General features: G+C 37.1%; 11 protein-coding genes. 8 read left to right on the top strand and 3 right to left on the bottom strand.

Annotated features, from left to right (window positions below; genetic code table 11):
* Nucleotides 1-247: 247 nt before the first annotated feature.
* Both ACKPCD_RS14385 and ACKPCD_RS14380 read right to left on the bottom strand, forming a co-directional pair.
* Nucleotides 248-916, bottom strand: a complete 669-nt coding sequence (locus tag ACKPCD_RS14385; protein WP_086988902.1) for a potassium channel family protein — start codon at nucleotides 914-916, stop codon at nucleotides 248-250.
* Nucleotides 917-940: 24 nt separating this feature from the next.
* Complete coding sequence (locus ACKPCD_RS14380) at nucleotides 941-2,320, bottom strand: TrkH family potassium uptake protein (RefSeq protein ID WP_321433630.1); 1,380 nt, start codon at nucleotides 2,318-2,320, stop codon at nucleotides 941-943.
* A 323-nt stretch (nucleotides 2,321-2,643) separates the two neighbouring features.
* Between ACKPCD_RS14380 and rlmH the strand changes: the two genes are divergently transcribed.
* The 7 genes from rlmH to ACKPCD_RS14345 all read left to right on the top strand — a co-directional run bounded on the left by rlmH (nucleotide 2,644) and on the right by ACKPCD_RS14345 (nucleotide 14,958).
* Nucleotides 2,644-3,123, top strand: a complete 480-nt coding sequence (rlmH, locus tag ACKPCD_RS14375; protein ID WP_321433629.1) for a 23S rRNA (pseudouridine(1915)-N(3))-methyltransferase RlmH — start codon at nucleotides 2,644-2,646, stop codon at nucleotides 3,121-3,123.
* Nucleotides 3,124-3,177: 54 nt separating this feature from the next.
* Nucleotides 3,178-5,211, top strand: coding sequence for a hypothetical protein (locus ACKPCD_RS14370; RefSeq protein WP_321433628.1), 2,034 nt, complete (start codon nucleotides 3,178-3,180; stop codon nucleotides 5,209-5,211).
* A 288-nt stretch (nucleotides 5,212-5,499) separates the two neighbouring features.
* Nucleotides 5,500-6,396 (top strand): AbaSI family restriction endonuclease, encoded by an 897-nt coding sequence (locus ACKPCD_RS14365; RefSeq protein WP_321433627.1) that lies wholly within the window; start codon nucleotides 5,500-5,502, stop codon nucleotides 6,394-6,396.
* A 488-nt stretch (nucleotides 6,397-6,884) separates the two neighbouring features.
* Nucleotides 6,885-8,897, top strand: a complete 2,013-nt coding sequence (locus tag ACKPCD_RS14360) for a site-specific DNA-methyltransferase (RefSeq protein WP_321433626.1) — start codon at nucleotides 6,885-6,887, stop codon at nucleotides 8,895-8,897.
* Between the two features lie 17 nt (nucleotides 8,898-8,914).
* On the top strand, nucleotides 8,915-11,851 hold the full coding sequence (locus ACKPCD_RS14355; protein ID WP_321433625.1) for a type III restriction-modification system endonuclease: 2,937 nt from the start codon (nucleotides 8,915-8,917) through the stop codon (nucleotides 11,849-11,851).
* Nucleotides 11,841-13,112, top strand: coding sequence for a hypothetical protein (locus ACKPCD_RS14350; protein WP_321433624.1), 1,272 nt, complete (start codon nucleotides 11,841-11,843; stop codon nucleotides 13,110-13,112). Before ACKPCD_RS14355 ends, ACKPCD_RS14350 begins: the two co-directional genes overlap by 11 nt.
* Nucleotides 13,102-14,958, top strand: coding sequence for a DEAD/DEAH box helicase (locus tag ACKPCD_RS14345; RefSeq protein WP_321433623.1), 1,857 nt, complete (start codon nucleotides 13,102-13,104; stop codon nucleotides 14,956-14,958). Before ACKPCD_RS14350 ends, ACKPCD_RS14345 begins: the two co-directional genes overlap by 11 nt.
* Nucleotides 14,959-15,325: 367 nt before the next feature.
* On the opposite strand, the gene ACKPCD_RS14340 is transcribed toward ACKPCD_RS14345, so the two are convergent.
* Nucleotides 15,326-16,378 carry a hypothetical protein gene (locus tag ACKPCD_RS14340; protein WP_068560319.1) on the bottom strand — a complete coding sequence of 351 codons (1,053 nt, stop codon included), beginning with the start codon at nucleotides 16,376-16,378 and terminating at the stop codon, nucleotides 15,326-15,328.
* A 256-nt stretch (nucleotides 16,379-16,634) separates the two neighbouring features.
* Here ACKPCD_RS14340 and ACKPCD_RS14335 point away from each other — a divergent pair, with 256 nt between their 5' ends.
* A complete protein-coding gene (locus tag ACKPCD_RS14335; RefSeq protein ID WP_068560322.1) occupies nucleotides 16,635-17,441 on the top strand; it encodes a hypothetical protein in 807 nt (268 codons plus the stop codon).
* Nucleotides 17,442-17,845 lie beyond the last annotated feature (404 nt).

Below are 17,845 nucleotides of genomic sequence, written 5' to 3'. Positions count from 1 at the left end.
GTGTGCATAACTACGTGTATAGGGAAATAATTCGTTTTAAAGATAATCAAGATGATGTGCCATAAAATAATGCTACCACTAAATAACGGGGGAACGTGTGTACATGTGGATAACTAATGTGGATAAGGTGTGATTTGAGTGTGTGAAGTGGGTACAACAGCAGCTGGAAACTAAAAAATGGGAATCTGAATCCGATTCTGATTATCAAACAAAAAGCAGCACCCCAATAATGGGATGCTGCAGTAAGTTAAGTCAGTTGATTCAAATAGTCGTAACGTTCAAAAACATCCGATTCAGTGATACCCACAAGAACGATGTCTTTATCCACAATATAATCGCCCGAGAACGATACGTTCAGGTGCTCACCGCGGTATTTGCGGAGACCGATAATGTTGATGTCGTACTTATTACGCAGGTCCAAATCTCCGAGTGTTCGGCCTACCCACTTAGCAGGAGGGTAGAACTCGATGATGGAAGTCTGTTCATCCAGGTTCACTACATCTTCAATATTTGTGCGCAGAATGTTCTTGGCGACGCGCATCCCGGTTTCTTTCTCAGGCAGGATAACAGTGTCTGCGCCGATCGCTTCCAGAACTTCACGGTAATTCTTGTTTTTTGCTTTGGCGATGATATGCTTGATGCCGAGTTTCTTGCAGTTCATGACAGCCAACACGCTGGCTTCCAACACCGTACCGGTAGCGATCACGACCACATCACAGTCTGAAAGACCGATCGATTCAAGCAAAGCCAGATCGGTTACGTCGCCTATGATCCCTTTTGTGATGAATGGTTCCAGACGATTAACGTTCTCAGGATCCTTGTCGACAGCGATAACATCCGAATCGAATTCGCTCAACGTTTTTGCGATTGTCGAGCCGAAAATACCTAGTCCCAAAATACCAACCAATTTACTCATATTTAGATACGCTCCTCTTTGCTATTATCCGATCAGGATAGTTCCTTTAGAAAACTCTACATCTTGTACTTTTTGCGTGCGTCTGACGAGACTGTCCAACATGGTTATCGGACCGATACGCCCTGCAAACATCAGCACCATAATAACGGCTTGGCTCAACTCTCCCAGAGTTGGAGTAAGGTTGGCGCTGACGCCCACCGTCGCAATCGCAGACACCGCTTCAAACAGAATGTAAATAAAATCCACTTCAGGGTTCAAGATGCTCAATACGCTTGTTCCGAGAATCAAGGTTCCCAGTAGTGCCATAAAGATGACGAACGCCTGACGGACTTGTGGGCGACTGATTGTATGGTTTGCGATATTCACATTGCTTTGTCCGCGCAACTCGTTGTAGAGCGTGAGGAAGATGATTGCGAATGTCGTAGTTTTCAGACCGCCAGCAGTCCCGCCTGGTGAACCACCGACAAACATGGTCAACACAAACCAGAAAAGTGTGAAGGGGTAAACGGTTGTATAGTCGATCGTCGCGAATCCTGCAGTACGCATGGTGACGGTCTGAAAATAACCGGCTAAGAGCTTCTGCTGAAAGGTGAATGTTCCGATCGAATTCGGATTGTTGTATTCAACCGCAACAAAGAAGACAAGACCAACAAGGATGAGCACAAGCGATACGCTGACAGCAAGGCGGCTATGCAACGACAGGCCACGGAAAAAGACTTTCAAGCTAGGTCTGCATTTTTTGGCAAAATAGCATTTTACACTTTTCGATACATCGAACCAGACCGAAAAGCCGATACCGCCCAAAATGATAAGCGAAGTGATGACATAGTTCACCAATGGGTCATGGACATAATCCACGAGGCTGACATTTCCCATCGGATCGAATCCGGCATTACAAAATGCTGAAATCGCCAAGAACAGGGAAGTAAAAAGACCGAGCGGCCAACCCATTTCCGGCACAAAGCGGATGGAAAGCAAAACGAAACCGGTCAATTCGATGACAGCGGTATATTTCAAGATATCCGAAAGGTATTCCCTGAATCCACGCGCATCACCACGGTTAATCCCTTCCTGTACGGCCAAACGGTTCCGAAGACCAATCCTGCCTTTCAGGCGCGTAATGACGGAAGCGATCAGGGTCATCAATCCCAATCCACCGATTTGCATTAAGGCCATCCCGACGACCTGTCCGAAGATAGTGTACGAGTCGTGTACAGATTCGGTGAACAGGCCGGTCACACAAACCATCGATATAGCAGTGAATAGGTTGTCGAAATAGGTTGCATTCGAAGTGGGTAGCTGACTGATCGGCAGCGTAAGTAAAATCGATCCGGTAAAGATGACAAAGGCAAAGCTCGTTGCGATCTTTTGCGAAACAGACCAACTCGAAAATTTCTTTAACACAATGGTTCCAATTCTCCTCTCAAATAGCATGCGGATAGGATTTGTTACTTCATTATAAAACTATCGCATGATTAAGCAACTCAAAAGCATAAATGTATCTTAAATCATTTACGGAAAAAAGCAACTGGTTTTCATTCCTTTTTCAGACAAAAATTGCACTTTCCTTCATATTATAATAAGACTGTACAACCAGTTTGGTTAATAATAAGATAAACAGAAAATCATAGATATATTTCTGTCAAAAAGCCGTTAAAAAAAGACGGTTGCGAAATCGCACTTGTTCCCATAGGATAGTAGTTGAGAAGAAAAAGGAGCGAAAAGCAATGAACATAAAAATCATTACGGTGGGAAAACTGAAGGAGAAATATCTGAAGGAGGGCATCGCCGAATACACAAAGCGGCTCGGCAGCTACTGCAAGCTGCAGATCATCGAAGTCGGGGACGAAAAAGCGCCCGAAAACCTGAGCGATAAAGAGATGGAAATGATCAAGGACAAAGAGGGCGAAAAAATCCTCGCCAAAATCCCGGAACAGAGCTACGTCTTCGCGATGGCGATCCAGGGCAAACAGTACGATTCGGTGGAATTCGCCAACGAAATCGACAAACTCGGCACCGCTGGAAAAAGCGACATCGTCTTCATCATCGGCGGCTCGCTCGGCCTCAGCCAAGTCGTCCTGTCCCGCGCCAACCAGCATATCTCCTTCGGCAAACTGACCTACCCGCACCAACTCATGCGCCTCGTGCTCGTCGAACAGATCTACAGAGCGTTCCGGATTATCCATGGGCATGCATATCATAAATGAGGTTTTTTATGCAATTAATATAAGAATAAGCTTAATAAATAAGGAGCTGTAATTATGGCTGAAGTTGATTTCAAAGAGTATCCTGTAATAAGAAGTTGGGAAACCAAGGTTTCTGCTATGCCTAATATACCTAGAGGGGAAAATGGTTTTCAAGAAACATTAAAATATATATTAACTGCCTTGAAAAATAAGACCCCTGTTAACACTCAAATTAATATTGAAGGAAGTAGAAGTAACAATACATTAGAACAATTATATATTAGATTAAGGCCATCAGGATTTGTAAAAAAATTAATAACAGGGTGGGAGCTTTCTGAAGAAGCCGATAAGTGGCTGAAATTAGATAATAATTTATATTTAGCGGCAATGCTTACTGCAAATATACGATATTTTTCTGAAATTCTAGCTATTCTTAAACAAAGTTCTGCCACTTCAAGAGTAATACAAGATATTGCGAGTAATGAATACAAATTAAGTTGGAAAACTAAATCTGAAATCCACGCTAGGTTAAACTGGTTAAAAGATTTAGGTTTAATAGAATTTGAGGACTTTTCATTAAAATATTCAATAACAGATTTAGGTAAGTACTTCCTAACTGAGATAGGTTATGTTAAATCTGAGGAACTTAAAAGTTTCATTGATCAAACTCTTGCTGAAAGAGAAGTCCCTATATCATCTTGGGCTTTAGAAATGTGTAAAATGAATGAGGAAGATTTAAGAAATAGAAAGACTGGTATGGGGTATTGTCCAGGCAGTATCCAGGATATGCATAATACAATTTTAGATTATTTATTGATGATGGATAATCCTACAGACATTTCTACAATAGCAGAGTATTCTGCGGTAACATTTGGTATATCTGAACAATCTACTAGAGCATTTATTTCAAGTCTAATCAATTTGGAATTCATTGAAAGAAAAACAAAAACATTGTATCAAACAACTGAATTAGGTAGAAAATTTCCTACAAAAAATTTTGAGGTTGATTTTGCCGCCTGTATTAATAATAAATTTTTATTTGTTTCCGAAATCTTACTAGAACTTCAAAAAACAGAAATGACAGTTAAGCAATTAACAGTAATAGCAAAGGTTTCGTATAATTTTCCAAGTGAAAATTCCTCCGAAATACATAAAAGGCTTCATGTTCTCAGAAATGCAAAACTTATTCAGGAAACAGGGGTTAACTTATTTGGTTTAACTAATCGAGGAAGAAATTTTTGTGAAATATTAAATATCTATTTACCCAATGACACTGAGAAGAAAATTGAATCTCAAATTATTGAGAGGAGAGATAGTAATGGTTCAAAAATTAATGAACTCCTAAATGAAATTAGGATTTCTTCACGTGATTCTTCAAACCCAAATCGGTTTGAAGAATCTTTAGCCCAGGCATTTAAAGTATTAGGATTTAAATCTGAATGGCTCGGTGGGGCTGGGAAAACAGATATACTTATTCAAGCACCGACCACTCCGAAATTTGCATATACAGTAGCGATTGATGCAAAAACAACTTATAGCGGAGGAGTTACAGAAGGTCAAATTAATTTTGATACCATAGTTGAACATAGAAAGAAGCATAAGGCAGATTTTTCACTAGTTGTAGGTCGTGAATTTCAAGGTGAACGACTAGTTGAGAGAGCATTAAAACACAATGTAGCTTTATTGGATGTAGAAAACCTAGAGTACTTAATTAAAATGCATGTGGAAGTACCATTAAAATCAGATTCTTACAGGAAAGTATTTTCTCAAACAGGAATTATTGATGTACATGTAATCGAGGAAGATAGAAGTAAAATAGTTAGAGATGGAAATTTATTGAAAGCCATTATGAAATGCTTATTTGAGGAAAGTAGTGATCCGCTAACTGAAGGAATTATGCAACCAAGAGAAATATATTTATTACTGAAAAATCAGGTTAATATTAATCCTGCTCCAAATGTTGAAGAAATAAAGCAAATACTTGAATTTCTTTCCTCTCCCCTTATTGGTTGTATTGGGGAAACTAAAGAAGGGTATTACACTTTAGGATCTTTAATGGATGCAGCGCAAAAATTTGATTTTTATCTAAAGGCATGTACGGAATATTAAAAATTCTGTTGTATAGAAAATATCAGTTCAAATTGTAATGCAGATACTTACCATAAATGAGAGCGTGCGATGATTCGCATTCAGAAGGTGGACACTAAGATGAAAATCACTAAACGGTCTGTTCTTGAGCGTGTGGGATTGGCCTTTTAGGCACTCGAACGTTACAATGCGATGCCATTTTTTGGGAAGGGTGGTGTGAGGATATTCCTGCGGGGGCAATAGCGACGCTAGACAAAAGGCTACCATGATAGGTTTAGCGAAGAAAACATAGTAAAAAGGGGGAGTAATATGGACAAAGTTGAATATCTAATCAAAACTTTTTCCCGAACAAAGCGGAAGGATTATGAAAATTACATCCTGAATGCTGTTTGGCAAAAGATAGATTGTTTGGATCTACGGCCTGTAACACAGCAATATGTGAAAGGCCATGACAACGAATACTACCTGATCGACTTATATTTCCCCCAGATAAACGTTGGTGTAGAAGTAGATGAAGCTTTTCATAAGAATAATGTGGAATCAGATCTGAAACGTGAACTGACCATCGAAGAGAAACTTTCCTCCATTCGTGAGGAGAGCCTTTTTGAATTGAAGCGTGTGGATGCAACATTACCGTTAAAAGAATTGTCGGAGAGGATAGTAATGATTTCAGAGGAGATAAAAGAAAAAGTGGCAGAAAAAAAGATTACACACTGGGATACGGATGTAGCGGTCAAAGACCAAGTAATGGAAAAAGGGTACTTATCGGTTGATGATTTTTATCGTTTTCGTGTCATTACTGATGTAGCAAACCAGTTGTTTTTCAAAAATTATAAAGGATATCAGCAAGCGAGTATCAAAATCACTATTGATGACCGGCCTGCACACGTTTGGTTCCCTACTATTTCGACAGAAGCAAAAAAAGAGCACAGTCAATGGCTGAACTACTTGAATGAAGATTGGAGCGTCATCAAAGAGGAGAACATCCGCGAAGACGGGAAGATAGTGACAAATGAAGTCGGCGAATTGAGAGCAGTGTTTGCCAGAATGAAAGATAGTTTTGGGAAATTCAGTTACAGATTTATCGGGAATTTTGAATTGAAGACGATTTCTGAAGACAGAAAGTCTTGTGAATATCACAAAGTCAGTGATCGACTGTACATTGATTATGAAAACGAAAAACTGTCGATGCGAAGGGTTCTGTAAAAATAGATACAGGCGATTGAGGGAAGAGAGCCAACACGAAAAAACTGAAGCGTTACACCTGGATCGACTAATATACAAGTGTCATGTTATGGAAAACGAAAAATAGCCGGATGCCAACAGAAAAATGTAATCCCGGATACAGTAAGTATTGAAGATATGGTCCGTTAATCGGGCTAATTCAGGTGGAAATTTAACAATTAGACTTGTTCATAAGAGACCTTTCAATAGATTGGAGGTTTTTTCATATGATCAACAGCAAACCTATTAGAACGCTAAAAATCATTGGTCATTATGATATAATGAGGGAAGCTAATGAGGGAAGTTTATATTATTCGAAAAGATAACTTGACATATAATTGGAGGCCCGTCGGTATGAGCAGAGCAGAACAGAGCAATAATGTAATATTTATAATTAAATCGTTTATCAGCAACCGTTTGAGTTTTTCCTCAGACGGCTATTTTGCGTTACCTGGAAATGGGGTGGCGTAATGATAAAAGATAATTTAGATTTTAACCAAAGCGTCAAACCAAACACTGAATTTCTAGAGCAACTTCGACAAAAATTACCTGAGTTTTTTACTTCAAGTGACAGTGATAAAGAAGCTGAATTTGATATGGAAAAATTTCAGAAAGCACTCAAAGAACAAAATGTCGAGGAATTATCAAGTGGCTATCAATTAGACTTCATCGGTAAAAACTATGCAAAGAAGCAAGCAGGAGAGCGGCCGACAACTGTTATTGTGCCAGATAATGAACACAATGAAAAAATTGAGAACAAAGATAGCAAGAATTTGTTCTTTACTGGTGATAATTTAGAAGTTTTAAGGCATCTGCAACAAAACTATACAAATAGTGTTGATGTTATTTATATTGATCCGCCATACAACACTGGATCAGATGGATTTGTTTATCCAGATAAATTTGAATATTCTGATGACCAACTTAAAGATATGTTCAATCTTAATGATGATGAAGTCAGACGTATGAAATCTATTCAAGGGAAATCAACACATAGCGCATGGCTAACTTTTATGTATCCTCGTTTGTATTTGGCAAAAAAAGTACTAAAAGACACGGGCTTTATTTTTATTTCAATTGATGACAATGAACAAGCTAATTTGAAATTACTTATGGATGATATCTTTGGGGAGAATAGTTGTATAGGCAATATTACTTGGTTAAAAAAAAGGAAAGGTAGTTTTTTGTCAAAAAAAATTATCAGTATGACAGAATACTGCTTAGTCTATGTCAAAAATAATAAAGATACTATTAGTTTGTTTGGTGGGAAAGCAGATTCATCAGAATCTCAGCCAATTATAAAAAGAACAAATAGCTATGGAAAATTAACATTTGAAAGTGGCATCGTTAATAGCAAGTTAAAAGATGGAGTTTATAAAAAAGGAATCTATGGAAAAGATATTAATCCTGTTTCCTTGGAAAATGATATTGAAATAAAAGACGGTAAAATTATTACAGATTTCGTTTTAGGATCGAACTTCATCTGGAATCAAGATTTCTTAAATTCAGAACTTTCAAAAGGTACACAGATAGTTATTAACACATTAAATTTTCAGCCTAGAGCATTTAGAATATTTGATGATTCAAATTTTAAAGGATTCTCAAGTTATATTGATGGTGTAAAAATTTCTGGAACTAATGAAGATGCATATGAAGATTTAGAAAAGCTGTTTAATCAAAAAAATATTTTTAGTTACTCTAAGCCGGTCAACTATATTCTCGAGTTTATTAAGGCAACGACACATTTTAATAAGAACGCTTTGATACTCGATTTTTTTGCTGGCTCTTCAACAACAGCCGACGCAGTTTTGCAATTAAATGACAAAGACGGTGGTAATCGACAATTTATTATGTGTACCTTGCCGGAACCTACTTTTTCGATAAATTCTGATGGAAAGGAAGTTCCGACAAAAGGTGGAGAAATAGCTTATAAAGCTGGATTTAGATCTATTGATGAGATTTCTAGAGAACGAATTATTCGCGCGAGTGCTAAAATAAAATCGCAGAGTGAAAACCTATCAGATAGTTTCGATGGAGGGTTCAAACATTTTAATGTAGTATCTGCCAACCAACAAACTTTGGACAAACTTGATTTTGATAATGAAATGCAGCTCGATATTTTTGATGACATGATTTCCGCATTCTCAAGTGTAAATCTTGATGTGAAGGGCAATGCAGAGGGATTTGACACAATTTTACAAACATATTTAGTTAGTGACGGATACAAGTTTGATGTTTCAGTGGAAATGCTAGATTTTGCGGGTGTGAAGCTCCCATATGTAAATAATCAACGAATTTACTTGATTACAAATGATTGGACAGCCCAAAATACCAAAGCACTAGTAAATGCAATTGGTAAGAATGAAATCTCCGTTCAAACGATTGTTGTGTATGGTTATACCATTGATATGGAGAGTCTACGAGAACTTGAGATTGCTTTGAATCAATTAGAGAATAAAGTCCATCTTTTGGTTAGATACTAGGAGGAGTGAATCTAGAGATGAAAATTTTATTAGAGGAACTACCTCATCAATTAGAAGCACTTCAGGCAATTAACGATGCCTTTCATGGAATAGATGAAACAACCGCGGATCTTGACAAGGATTATGTCTATGCCAATCCGGTTATAAATGGCCGGGGACATGATAACGCCAATATTGATATAAAAATGGAGACAGGGACAGGAAAAACTTACGTCGGTGTTCGTACCATGTACGATTTGCATCAGAAATATGGTCTGTTCAAGTTTATTGTTGTTGTTCCAACGCCTGCCATAAAAGAAGGTTGGAAAAATTTCATTGAGGCTGACTACGCTAGACAACACTTTTCTCAGTACTATGAAACTACAAATATCAACCTTAATGTGATTAATGCCGGAGATTTTAATAGTAAAAAAGGATTACTGCCAGCCCATCTGGTGGAATTTATAGAAGGCGACCGTTTGAATTCAACTACAATCCAAGTTTTGCTGATAAACGCTTCGATGTTGAATTCAGATAACATGAAAGGCATCATCTCCCGTGGAAAAAATAAAGGTCAGGAACGTTTTAATCAAACCATGCTTTCCGGTTTTACAAAACCATTAGAAGCGATCCAGGCAACTCGTCCAATTGTACTAGTCGATGAACCACACCGTTTTCCACGTGAAGGCGAATTTTATAAGGCAATTCAAAGTGTAAATCCTCAAATGATTATTCGCCTTGGAGCAACCTTCCCTATTTTGAAAGTCGGAACGGGCCAGAATGCTAAGGAAATGAGAGATTTTTATCGAAAACAACCCCAGTTTAATTTAAATGCTGTAACTTCCTTTAACGAAGGTCTTGTTAAAGGAATTGATATCTATTTTCCAAATGTAACGGAATCTGAAGCTCAGAATAGATTTGTTATTGATTCGGTTACTAATAAAGAATTGGTATTGAAAAATGGGGGAACAAGTTATAAGTATTTGATTGGAGATAGCATCGGCTTTGATGGTGATATTACTTATGAAGGTGCTAAAATGCTGTCCAATGGTTTAGAACTTGAAAAAGGTATGGTATTTTTACCAGCAACAATGACTAATTCATACCAAGAGTTAATAATTCGAGATGCGCTTGATAAGCATTTTGAGGCTGAAATCGCCAATTTCATGAGGGAAAGTGACCAGCAAGCAAAAGTAAAAACACTATCGCTATTTTTCATAGATTCTATTAAATCTTATCGTGATGAACAAGGATGGTTAAAGTTGGTTTTTGAAAAGCTCCTTCGACGAAAAGTTGAGTCTTTGATACGTGAATATCGCTTAAAGAAACTACCACGAGAAAAAGAATACTTGTCATTTTTACAGGCAACGTTAGCGAAATTAACGGAAAATGTTCATGCAGGCTATTTCGGCGAAGACCGTGGCACTGGGGATGAAGCCATTCAAGCAGAAGTGGATGATATTTTACGAAATAAAGAGAAGCTTCTGTCATTTAAAGATGAAAAAGGTGACTGGGAGACACGTCGGTTCTTGTTCTCTAAATGGACATTGCGTGAAGGCTGGGATAATCCGAATGTTTTTGTCATTGCCAAACTGCGTACATCCGGTAGTGAAAATTCAAAAATTCAAGAAGTTGGACGTGGGTTGCGGTTGCCGGTTGATGAAAACGGTCATCGCTTGATGCAGGATGAATTCCCGAGTCGTTTGCGCTTTTTAATCGGTTATGACGAAAAAGATTTTGCTCAGAAACTAGTCACGGAAGTAAATGATGATGCGACGATTAAGTTGGATGAAACCAAACTAACAAATGAAATGATTCGATTGATCATTGAAAAAACCGAAAATATGGATGAAGAAACGCTACTTGAACAACTTGATACAGCCGGCGTAATCAAACGAAACAATGACTTCAAGGGAAATGGTTTCGAAAAATTAGTTGAACTTTATCCAGTTCTTTTAGATATGAATCGTGTCAAGAAAGATAAAATTACAACCGGTGGTCCGGCAACAAAGCAACGCATTAAACTTAATAAAGATAATTGGAATAAGATGCGGGAGTTGTGGCAGACTTTCTCGAATCGTTACATGTTGGAATTCGATCGTATTAATGAAGATGCTATGCAGCTATTAATAGATGAGATGATGAACAACGAGGAGAATTTTGTCCTGCAGTATCCGGAGTTTTCGCATGGGGAAGTGTATTACAGTAAAGAGCAAGGTGAAATGCGTGTTCGTGAGCAAGTTACAAACTATGAGAACCGTAAACCAATAGAAGGTATGGTATATGGGGAGTTTTTACAAAAATTAGTAAAAGCTACAAAACTTAAGCCAGCCCAACTTCACCGAGGATTAGCCACAATCTTAGAAAATAGCTACCACGGTGACACAAAGTATTTAAATGAAATTACTTTAAATCGTTTGCTACGCGATTTTAGACAAAGGTTCGAAGAACGATATGCGCAAAGTTATCGCTATCACGCATTAGATTTTCAAGCGAGCACCTCAGTTTTTGACGCCCAACTTAATGATTTTAAGGATGATGTTTTGGCGACTGTGATAGGTGTGAACGAGGACAGTGATGTAGTTGATGATGGACGCCAACTATATGAGACTCCACCACTTCGCTATGATTCTGTCCATCCTGAAAAGGATTTACTGAAGCGTGGGTATGATTCTAGTGTAACCTTATTTGGCAAACTTCCCAAGAAGGCAATCCAAGTACCAAAGTATATGGGCGGGACCACTACACCTGACTTTGTCTACATGGTAGAACGAGAAGATGAAACGCATGTCTATTTACTTGTTGAAACGAAAGCGGAAGGCACAGGAAAACGCTTAAGTGATGACCAGATTGTTGCTATCCAAGAAAAGTTCTTCGGAAAGCTTCAAAAACATGGGATTGAATATAAAGAAGCGACTACTGTAGAGGACATTTACACGAAATTGCGAGAGGTGGCGAAAGGGAATGGTAAATAATTTAATGGAATTAGCCAGATCCGGAGAAATTGCAATTACCGGCGCTAAACCAAAGCTTCCTACGACTATTCCGAATTTAACGGATACGATGCTGGATGTGTATCGTATCCCGCTTAAATACTTATATTTTAATGATGAGAATGGTCGTATATCAACTCAGATCAAGCGTGATTTTGGGAGATTAAAGCCCCATAGTGATGAAGTAGGGACAGAATACAACGACAAAATTGCTCGTTTTATTGAAGAAGACAACTTAGCGAGTTTAAAGAAAACAAAAAAATCAATAAAAGAAAAAGGTCAACAAGTCTACGGATACGTATTATTGGATGGTCGTATAATTGATGGGAACAGACGCTATACAGCCCTTCGTCAACTTCAATCCGAAACAGGTGCATCTCACTATTTTGAAGCAGTTATCTTGCCATTTACATATGACGCCAAGGCAGATCGTGCCCAAATCAAGCGGTTGGAGCTTGCTATTCAAATGGGCGTGGAAGAGAAACTGCAATATGATCCAGTTGATTTAGCCGTAGACATTTATCAGACAATTATTGAAGATGAATTGATGACAGCAAAGGATTACTCACGCGAGGCTAATATGAGTGATAAAGATGTTAAGGATAGGATCGCTACAGTTGAATTAATGCATGATTTTCTTGAATTTATAAATGCACCAGTAGATGCATACTATATTGTCAAAGACGTCAAACTATATAATCCATTGTATGAATTGGCAAAAAGATTCGCAATCAACTTTCCCGATAAAGGTCCTAAGTACGAACAAACAAAAGTAACCGCATTTGCTTTGCTTAGTAAAATGGTTTTAACCGGTGGGGATACGGTAAGAGAAGTTCGTGAATATGTCAAGAACATAGTAACTTCACCAGTCAATGATACATATAACGATACTGTAGAAGATACAATTGAAGATTTACGCGACAAATTAGAGTCTGAACCTATCACTTCCGCAGCTGAGTATCGTAAACGATTGGAAGAAGCCACACCAGAATTACGAGAGGTAACTGAGGTTTATAATTCAACTGTTAATCGTCAAGCTCGGGGAAAGAATGTTGATAATTTTGTTTCCAGCATTCGAGAGACTTTGAATATGTTAAGAGATATCAAACGTGGTAGTGGCTTGACAGGTAATCTTCATTTTAATAACTTCAGTAGAGACCAAGTCGAAGAAATTCGAGATATGATGGTTAAAGTAAATATCATAAGTGGAGACTTAATTGAGGTGTATGAAGATGAACTGTAACCCGCAGTTAATCAGTGATAATGGAGTTTTTAAGTTCATCGATAATACTGATGAGGTCTTGAAATCTCGGAAGATTGCACGTCTTTTTGAACGCTATCGTACTTATTTTTCTGACTTTGAGGGCTTGGAGTTATCAAGAGAATTAAATTATATTGAATTGACAGAATTAATAAATAAAATTACTTCTAGGATTGGTGTTGAACTCGAAGTAGATAGTGAAATTCAAGCGTTTATTTCCCAGAATTATTATGCAATTGAGGAACAGCGTATTGCAGGTCTGACAATAAAGAATTATGACGATCGGTGGAATGAAGAATTAAAGGAGTTCCAAAATATAATCGACTCAGAAATTACACGTCCCTTGAAAAAACAACAAGATCAAGCCAGTTTTTTTCTAGCTATGATGAAACGAGCTGCTAATTTCAGTGTTCCTGGAGCAGGGAAAACAGCAATGATGTATGGAGCTTTTGCATATTTGAGTTCCCATAGTATCCATGAAGTTGATAAAATTTTAGTTATTTGTCCGTTGAATGCCTTTGAAGCTTGGAAGACAGAGTTTAAAGAAGTTTTTGGTAGTAAACGCGAATTAAAGTTTATGAACTTAAAAGAATTCAATGACCCTGGTGACGTTCGGACGAGTTGGGGTATTGCTAACGTAATTGTTTTAAATTATGAATCTCTAGCTGGATGGAAGCTCACAGTATTAAACGAGTTAATAGACGAAAAAACAATGATAGTATTTGATGAGGTTCATAGGATAAAAAATCCACTGGGAAAGAGAGCAAACAAAGCTTTGAATTTAGGGAAGCAATCAGGTTACCATTATGTCCTGACTGGTACGCCTATTCCTAATTCTTATAAAGATATTTATAACTTCCTACATTTACTTTACGATAACGAATACGAAACATTTTTTGGTTGGAGTATAGTTGATTTAGATAACCCAAATCCAACTGAAATCAATGAAAAAATAAGGCCATTTTATTGGAGAACCAATAAGAAGGATTTGAATGTTCCTCCTGCAGAAGATGATAATATTTTTGAGATAACCCCTAGTAAAGAACAAGAACAGCTAGCTACTATTATTCATGAAATAGAGACTAATGTCTTAGCAAGGTATATTCGTCTACTTCAAGCTTCGACGAATCCAGCTCTTTTAACTGAAAAGATTGACTTAAATAACTTAGGCTTTTTATTTGATGAAATTGACTTTAGTGTGGAAGGGGCATTAGATTCTAAAGAAATAGCAGAAGCTAAACAGAAAACGTATTTTGACTTGAATGTTGACTCGATTAAAACGCCTAAATTTGAAAAAGGTATGCAATTAATTCGCCAATTGGTTTCTGAAGGAAAGAAAGTACTTGTCTGGGGAATGTTTGTTGGGACGATGCGAAAGATACATCAGGAACTTAACAATGCTGGTATCTTTTCTCATCTTATTTATGGAGCGACACCTAAAGATGACAGAGTAGATTTGATTAATGAGTTTCGGGATGGAGATGTTCAAGTATTAATTTCAAATCCAGCAACTTTAGGTGAATCGATTTCGTTACATCAATCGGTACATGATGCAGTATATTTTGAATACAATTTTAATTTAACCTTTATGCTACAGTCTCGAGATCGTATCCATCGTTTAGGATTATCTGCCGACCAGTATACAAGGTACTATTATCTTATGTCCGAAGGGACTTCTGCCCATAAAAGCTTTATAGATAAACAAGTATATGACAGATTAAAGGAAAAAGAAGAAGTAATGCTAAATGCAATTGATGGACAATTTCTTTTACCCGAAATTTCAGATGATTATTTAGATGATGTTAAGAAAATCTTATTTAGAGAGTAAGCCCGAAATATAAAAAAACAGCACACTAAAGGTGATCAGTGGATTTCTCTTTCGCATTGGGCGGCTCTATTTATCGCAATTGCTGGCTCTATCATCCGCACAGGTGGCTCAATCTGTTCGCAATACTCAGAATAAAATCTCAAAGAAGCTGCCCTCATCCTTTAGATAAAGGAAATGGGCAGCTTTTTGTGAATAATAATAGTGGCTTTATTTCATTTTGTTTTTTGTGACTACTGCGAGAAATGCTGTTGCAGCAATACTTAATGTGCCCTTACCAACCTTCATCCAATTTTCATTTCTGCTTTTTTTGCAGTTTTCGCATATTTTCCTATTTTTCCGTGTTTCCCTACCACATTTTTCGCAACGATTAGTTTCCATCCTGTGACATCTCCCTTTTATCAGCTATCTCCAATAAATCCGGTATAAAGCGAACATCAAGTAATTCTTCGTTTTCATTAAGAAAGTCAATCATTGAATTTGATGCCGCAACAATATTGTTTGATAAAAATTTAAAAGGGTTAGTTGGGACGGATAAGTGCTCATCGAGGAATAGAGCGTCTTCACCAGAGAAATCTTGAAGAATCATTTCCTTAAACTTGTATATGGTGTGATTAAGCGTATCAAATTCACTTAATTCAAACAAAGCTGCAATTTGATAGCTAAACGCATCTTTCATATAAGTGAGGTTTTCCAAAGCAGCCATAGCAAGCCTGTCCCCATCGGCAGCACTTATATTATTACTAAATATGGGAATCATTCCAGTTGATTTTGGATTTGCCAATTGAACTTTGGTTTCAAGTAATTGATTCAGAAATAAATTTTTCGCATTAGTCGCTTGCGTTAATGAATCAAGCAACAAAGCCTTTTTTGTGTCAGGATCTTTCGTTAACATAGCCATTTCATACTTTTCTTTTGCAGATTGAACTTCAGCGTATCGGTTCAAATCAAAATTCCTATTTACGCGGTCTACTTTTTCTCCAAGTATACCTAATTCATAGGTTATCTCTTGCAACTTTATAGATAATCCTGCTGTAGCAAGTGCTGGTCCAAGATTAGACGGTAATTCTTTAATGGGTATATTTTTGAAAATTCGCCCTGTTTCAGAATTAACAAATTGAGCATACTTCACGCCGGATTCAGTATAAGTACCAAAAGTAATATCTCCATTAGCTAATTTCCCTGCCATTTCTTGTGATATATCTAAAGCAATCTCGCCATGTCGCTTTAACTCTTCAACAAAAGTAGGAATATTAGGTAATTGAGAGGCAATCATTGAGACTAATTTGGATTGCCTTTTTTCTTTATAGCTTTCGAGCGGTTGTTTACGAATAGCGGGATTAGGGTCCAAGTTAGTAGTCGTTTGAACAATTTCTTTTTCGGTTGTTTCAGAGAGCTGATTAGAATCTTCAGTATTTTCCATATCTTCCTCCAAAAGAATTATTTTATTCAATTATACACCCGTGAATATATATTTGCCTTAAAAATTAAACAACATCCGGACACTCAACTATTTTTCAGGGTATAATATTATATAATCCACATACTATCCACAAGAAAAAATTGCAGACCAGTCTATGATTATTCTGAAATTGGGAACAACGCCTTTGCCAACAGCTCCTAGGAGGAACATAGAATAGTCCTAAATTTCAGTACAAATATTAGGGGGAACAACGATTTTGAGGAAATATCCTGTTTTACTAATTTGTTTAGTTATTGTCCTAATAATTCTTATTCCAATTGGAATAGATCATCTTATTATAGGGAATGGCATATATAGCAACATTTCTAACAGCGACTGGGTTTCTTTTTTGGGAAGTTATATTGGGTCCTTAATCGGAGCTGGTGTTTCAGTAGTTGGTATATTTATGACTATTAAATTTTCAGAGAAACAGTCTAAAAATGACAGAGAGTTTATGATAGAAATGAACAGAGAAGAGAGACGACTATCTATATCTCCATTGTTAATATGCCAAACAGATAATAATATACATAAGTTCGATAGCAGTTTTATATTTAGTCTGGATGGAGAAAAATCAAATACACCATTCAATGTTTTGATAGTAATCACCAATGTAGGAATAGGGGATGCAGTTGACTTTGAACTAAGCTTCATTTCTTATAACGAGGAAGATATGCGGCAGTCCCTAGTATCTAACTATTTCAAAAAAGATACTTCTATGAGGGTGTTAGTTGATTTGAGTATATATTTGCTTGAAATGCCTGAAGATATAGACGATCATTTAGAGAAGCAACCGGAGGGGCGTCTTTTAGAGTATGCAGTTCCAGAAAAATACAATCACCGTGGCGGTAATATAAAAATGGAAATTAAGTATAAAGATTTAATAGGAAATGCCTATTCTCAAGAAATGAATCTAAGTATCCGAACTGGATTTCAAAGAATAACAGGTGTTGATAAACATTGGGTTCACAGCCACCCAAGTGTGATGTTAACCGCACAAAAAGCCAGATATGTTAAGAACTAATTGATCCATTTAAAGTAAATGTATTATTTATTAACGGATCAAATAGCCAATAAGAAAATATACAGTTGAGATACGAGTTACATAACATGAATGGTGCGATAAAAAGACCGCAGTTGAATATGATACGCACATGCTTATCATAAATGAGGTCATTTTTTTTGGGAGAATGGCGGTGTGACGGTATTCCTGAGTTAGTGACAGAAAAGGTTTGAAAAAGAGAATAGAATCGATAAAGCGGAAAGCCTATGATGACGGGCTTTCCGCTTTTTTTTACCTTCCAATTAACCTACGGAACTAAGACGCTAATCCTGTAAGAAAGGGTTAGCATCTTAGTTTTTTAAGCTTATCGCGTTCGTAACTTAAGAAATTTGCTATTCCTTACGGGTCTGTCATAGTCTTTTAGA

It is taken from the genome of Trichococcus flocculiformis (assembly GCF_963662535.1).
GTDB classification, from domain to species: Bacteria; Bacillota; Bacilli; order Lactobacillales; family Aerococcaceae; genus Trichococcus; species Trichococcus flocculiformis.
Note: the sequence above shows the minus strand (reverse complement) of the source record. Positions and strands in the feature narration are given on the sequence as shown.

What these genes read in the sequence shown, in the direction of transcription:
- ACKPCD_RS14340 (WP_068560319.1), bottom strand. Translation starts at nt 16,378, where the DNA reads ATGGAAAATACTGAAGATTCTAATCAGCTCTCTGAAACAACCGAAAAA.
- ACKPCD_RS14370 (WP_321433628.1), top strand. Translation starts at nt 3,178, where the DNA reads ATGGCTGAAGTTGATTTCAAAGAGTATCCTGTAATAAGAAGTTGGGAA.
- ACKPCD_RS14365 (WP_321433627.1), top strand. Translation starts at nt 5,500, where the DNA reads ATGGACAAAGTTGAATATCTAATCAAAACTTTTTCCCGAACAAAGCGG.
- ACKPCD_RS14360 (WP_321433626.1), top strand. Translation starts at nt 6,885, where the DNA reads ATGATAAAAGATAATTTAGATTTTAACCAAAGCGTCAAACCAAACACT.
- ACKPCD_RS14350 (WP_321433624.1), top strand. Translation starts at nt 11,841, where the DNA reads ATGGTAAATAATTTAATGGAATTAGCCAGATCCGGAGAAATTGCAATT.
- ACKPCD_RS14355 (WP_321433625.1), top strand. Translation starts at nt 8,915, where the DNA reads ATGAAAATTTTATTAGAGGAACTACCTCATCAATTAGAAGCACTTCAG.
- ACKPCD_RS14345 (WP_321433623.1), top strand. Translation starts at nt 13,102, where the DNA reads ATGAACTGTAACCCGCAGTTAATCAGTGATAATGGAGTTTTTAAGTTC.
- rlmH (WP_321433629.1), top strand. Translation starts at nt 2,644, where the DNA reads ATGAACATAAAAATCATTACGGTGGGAAAACTGAAGGAGAAATATCTG.
- ACKPCD_RS14385 (WP_086988902.1), bottom strand. Translation starts at nt 916, where the DNA reads ATGAGTAAATTGGTTGGTATTTTGGGACTAGGTATTTTCGGCTCGACA.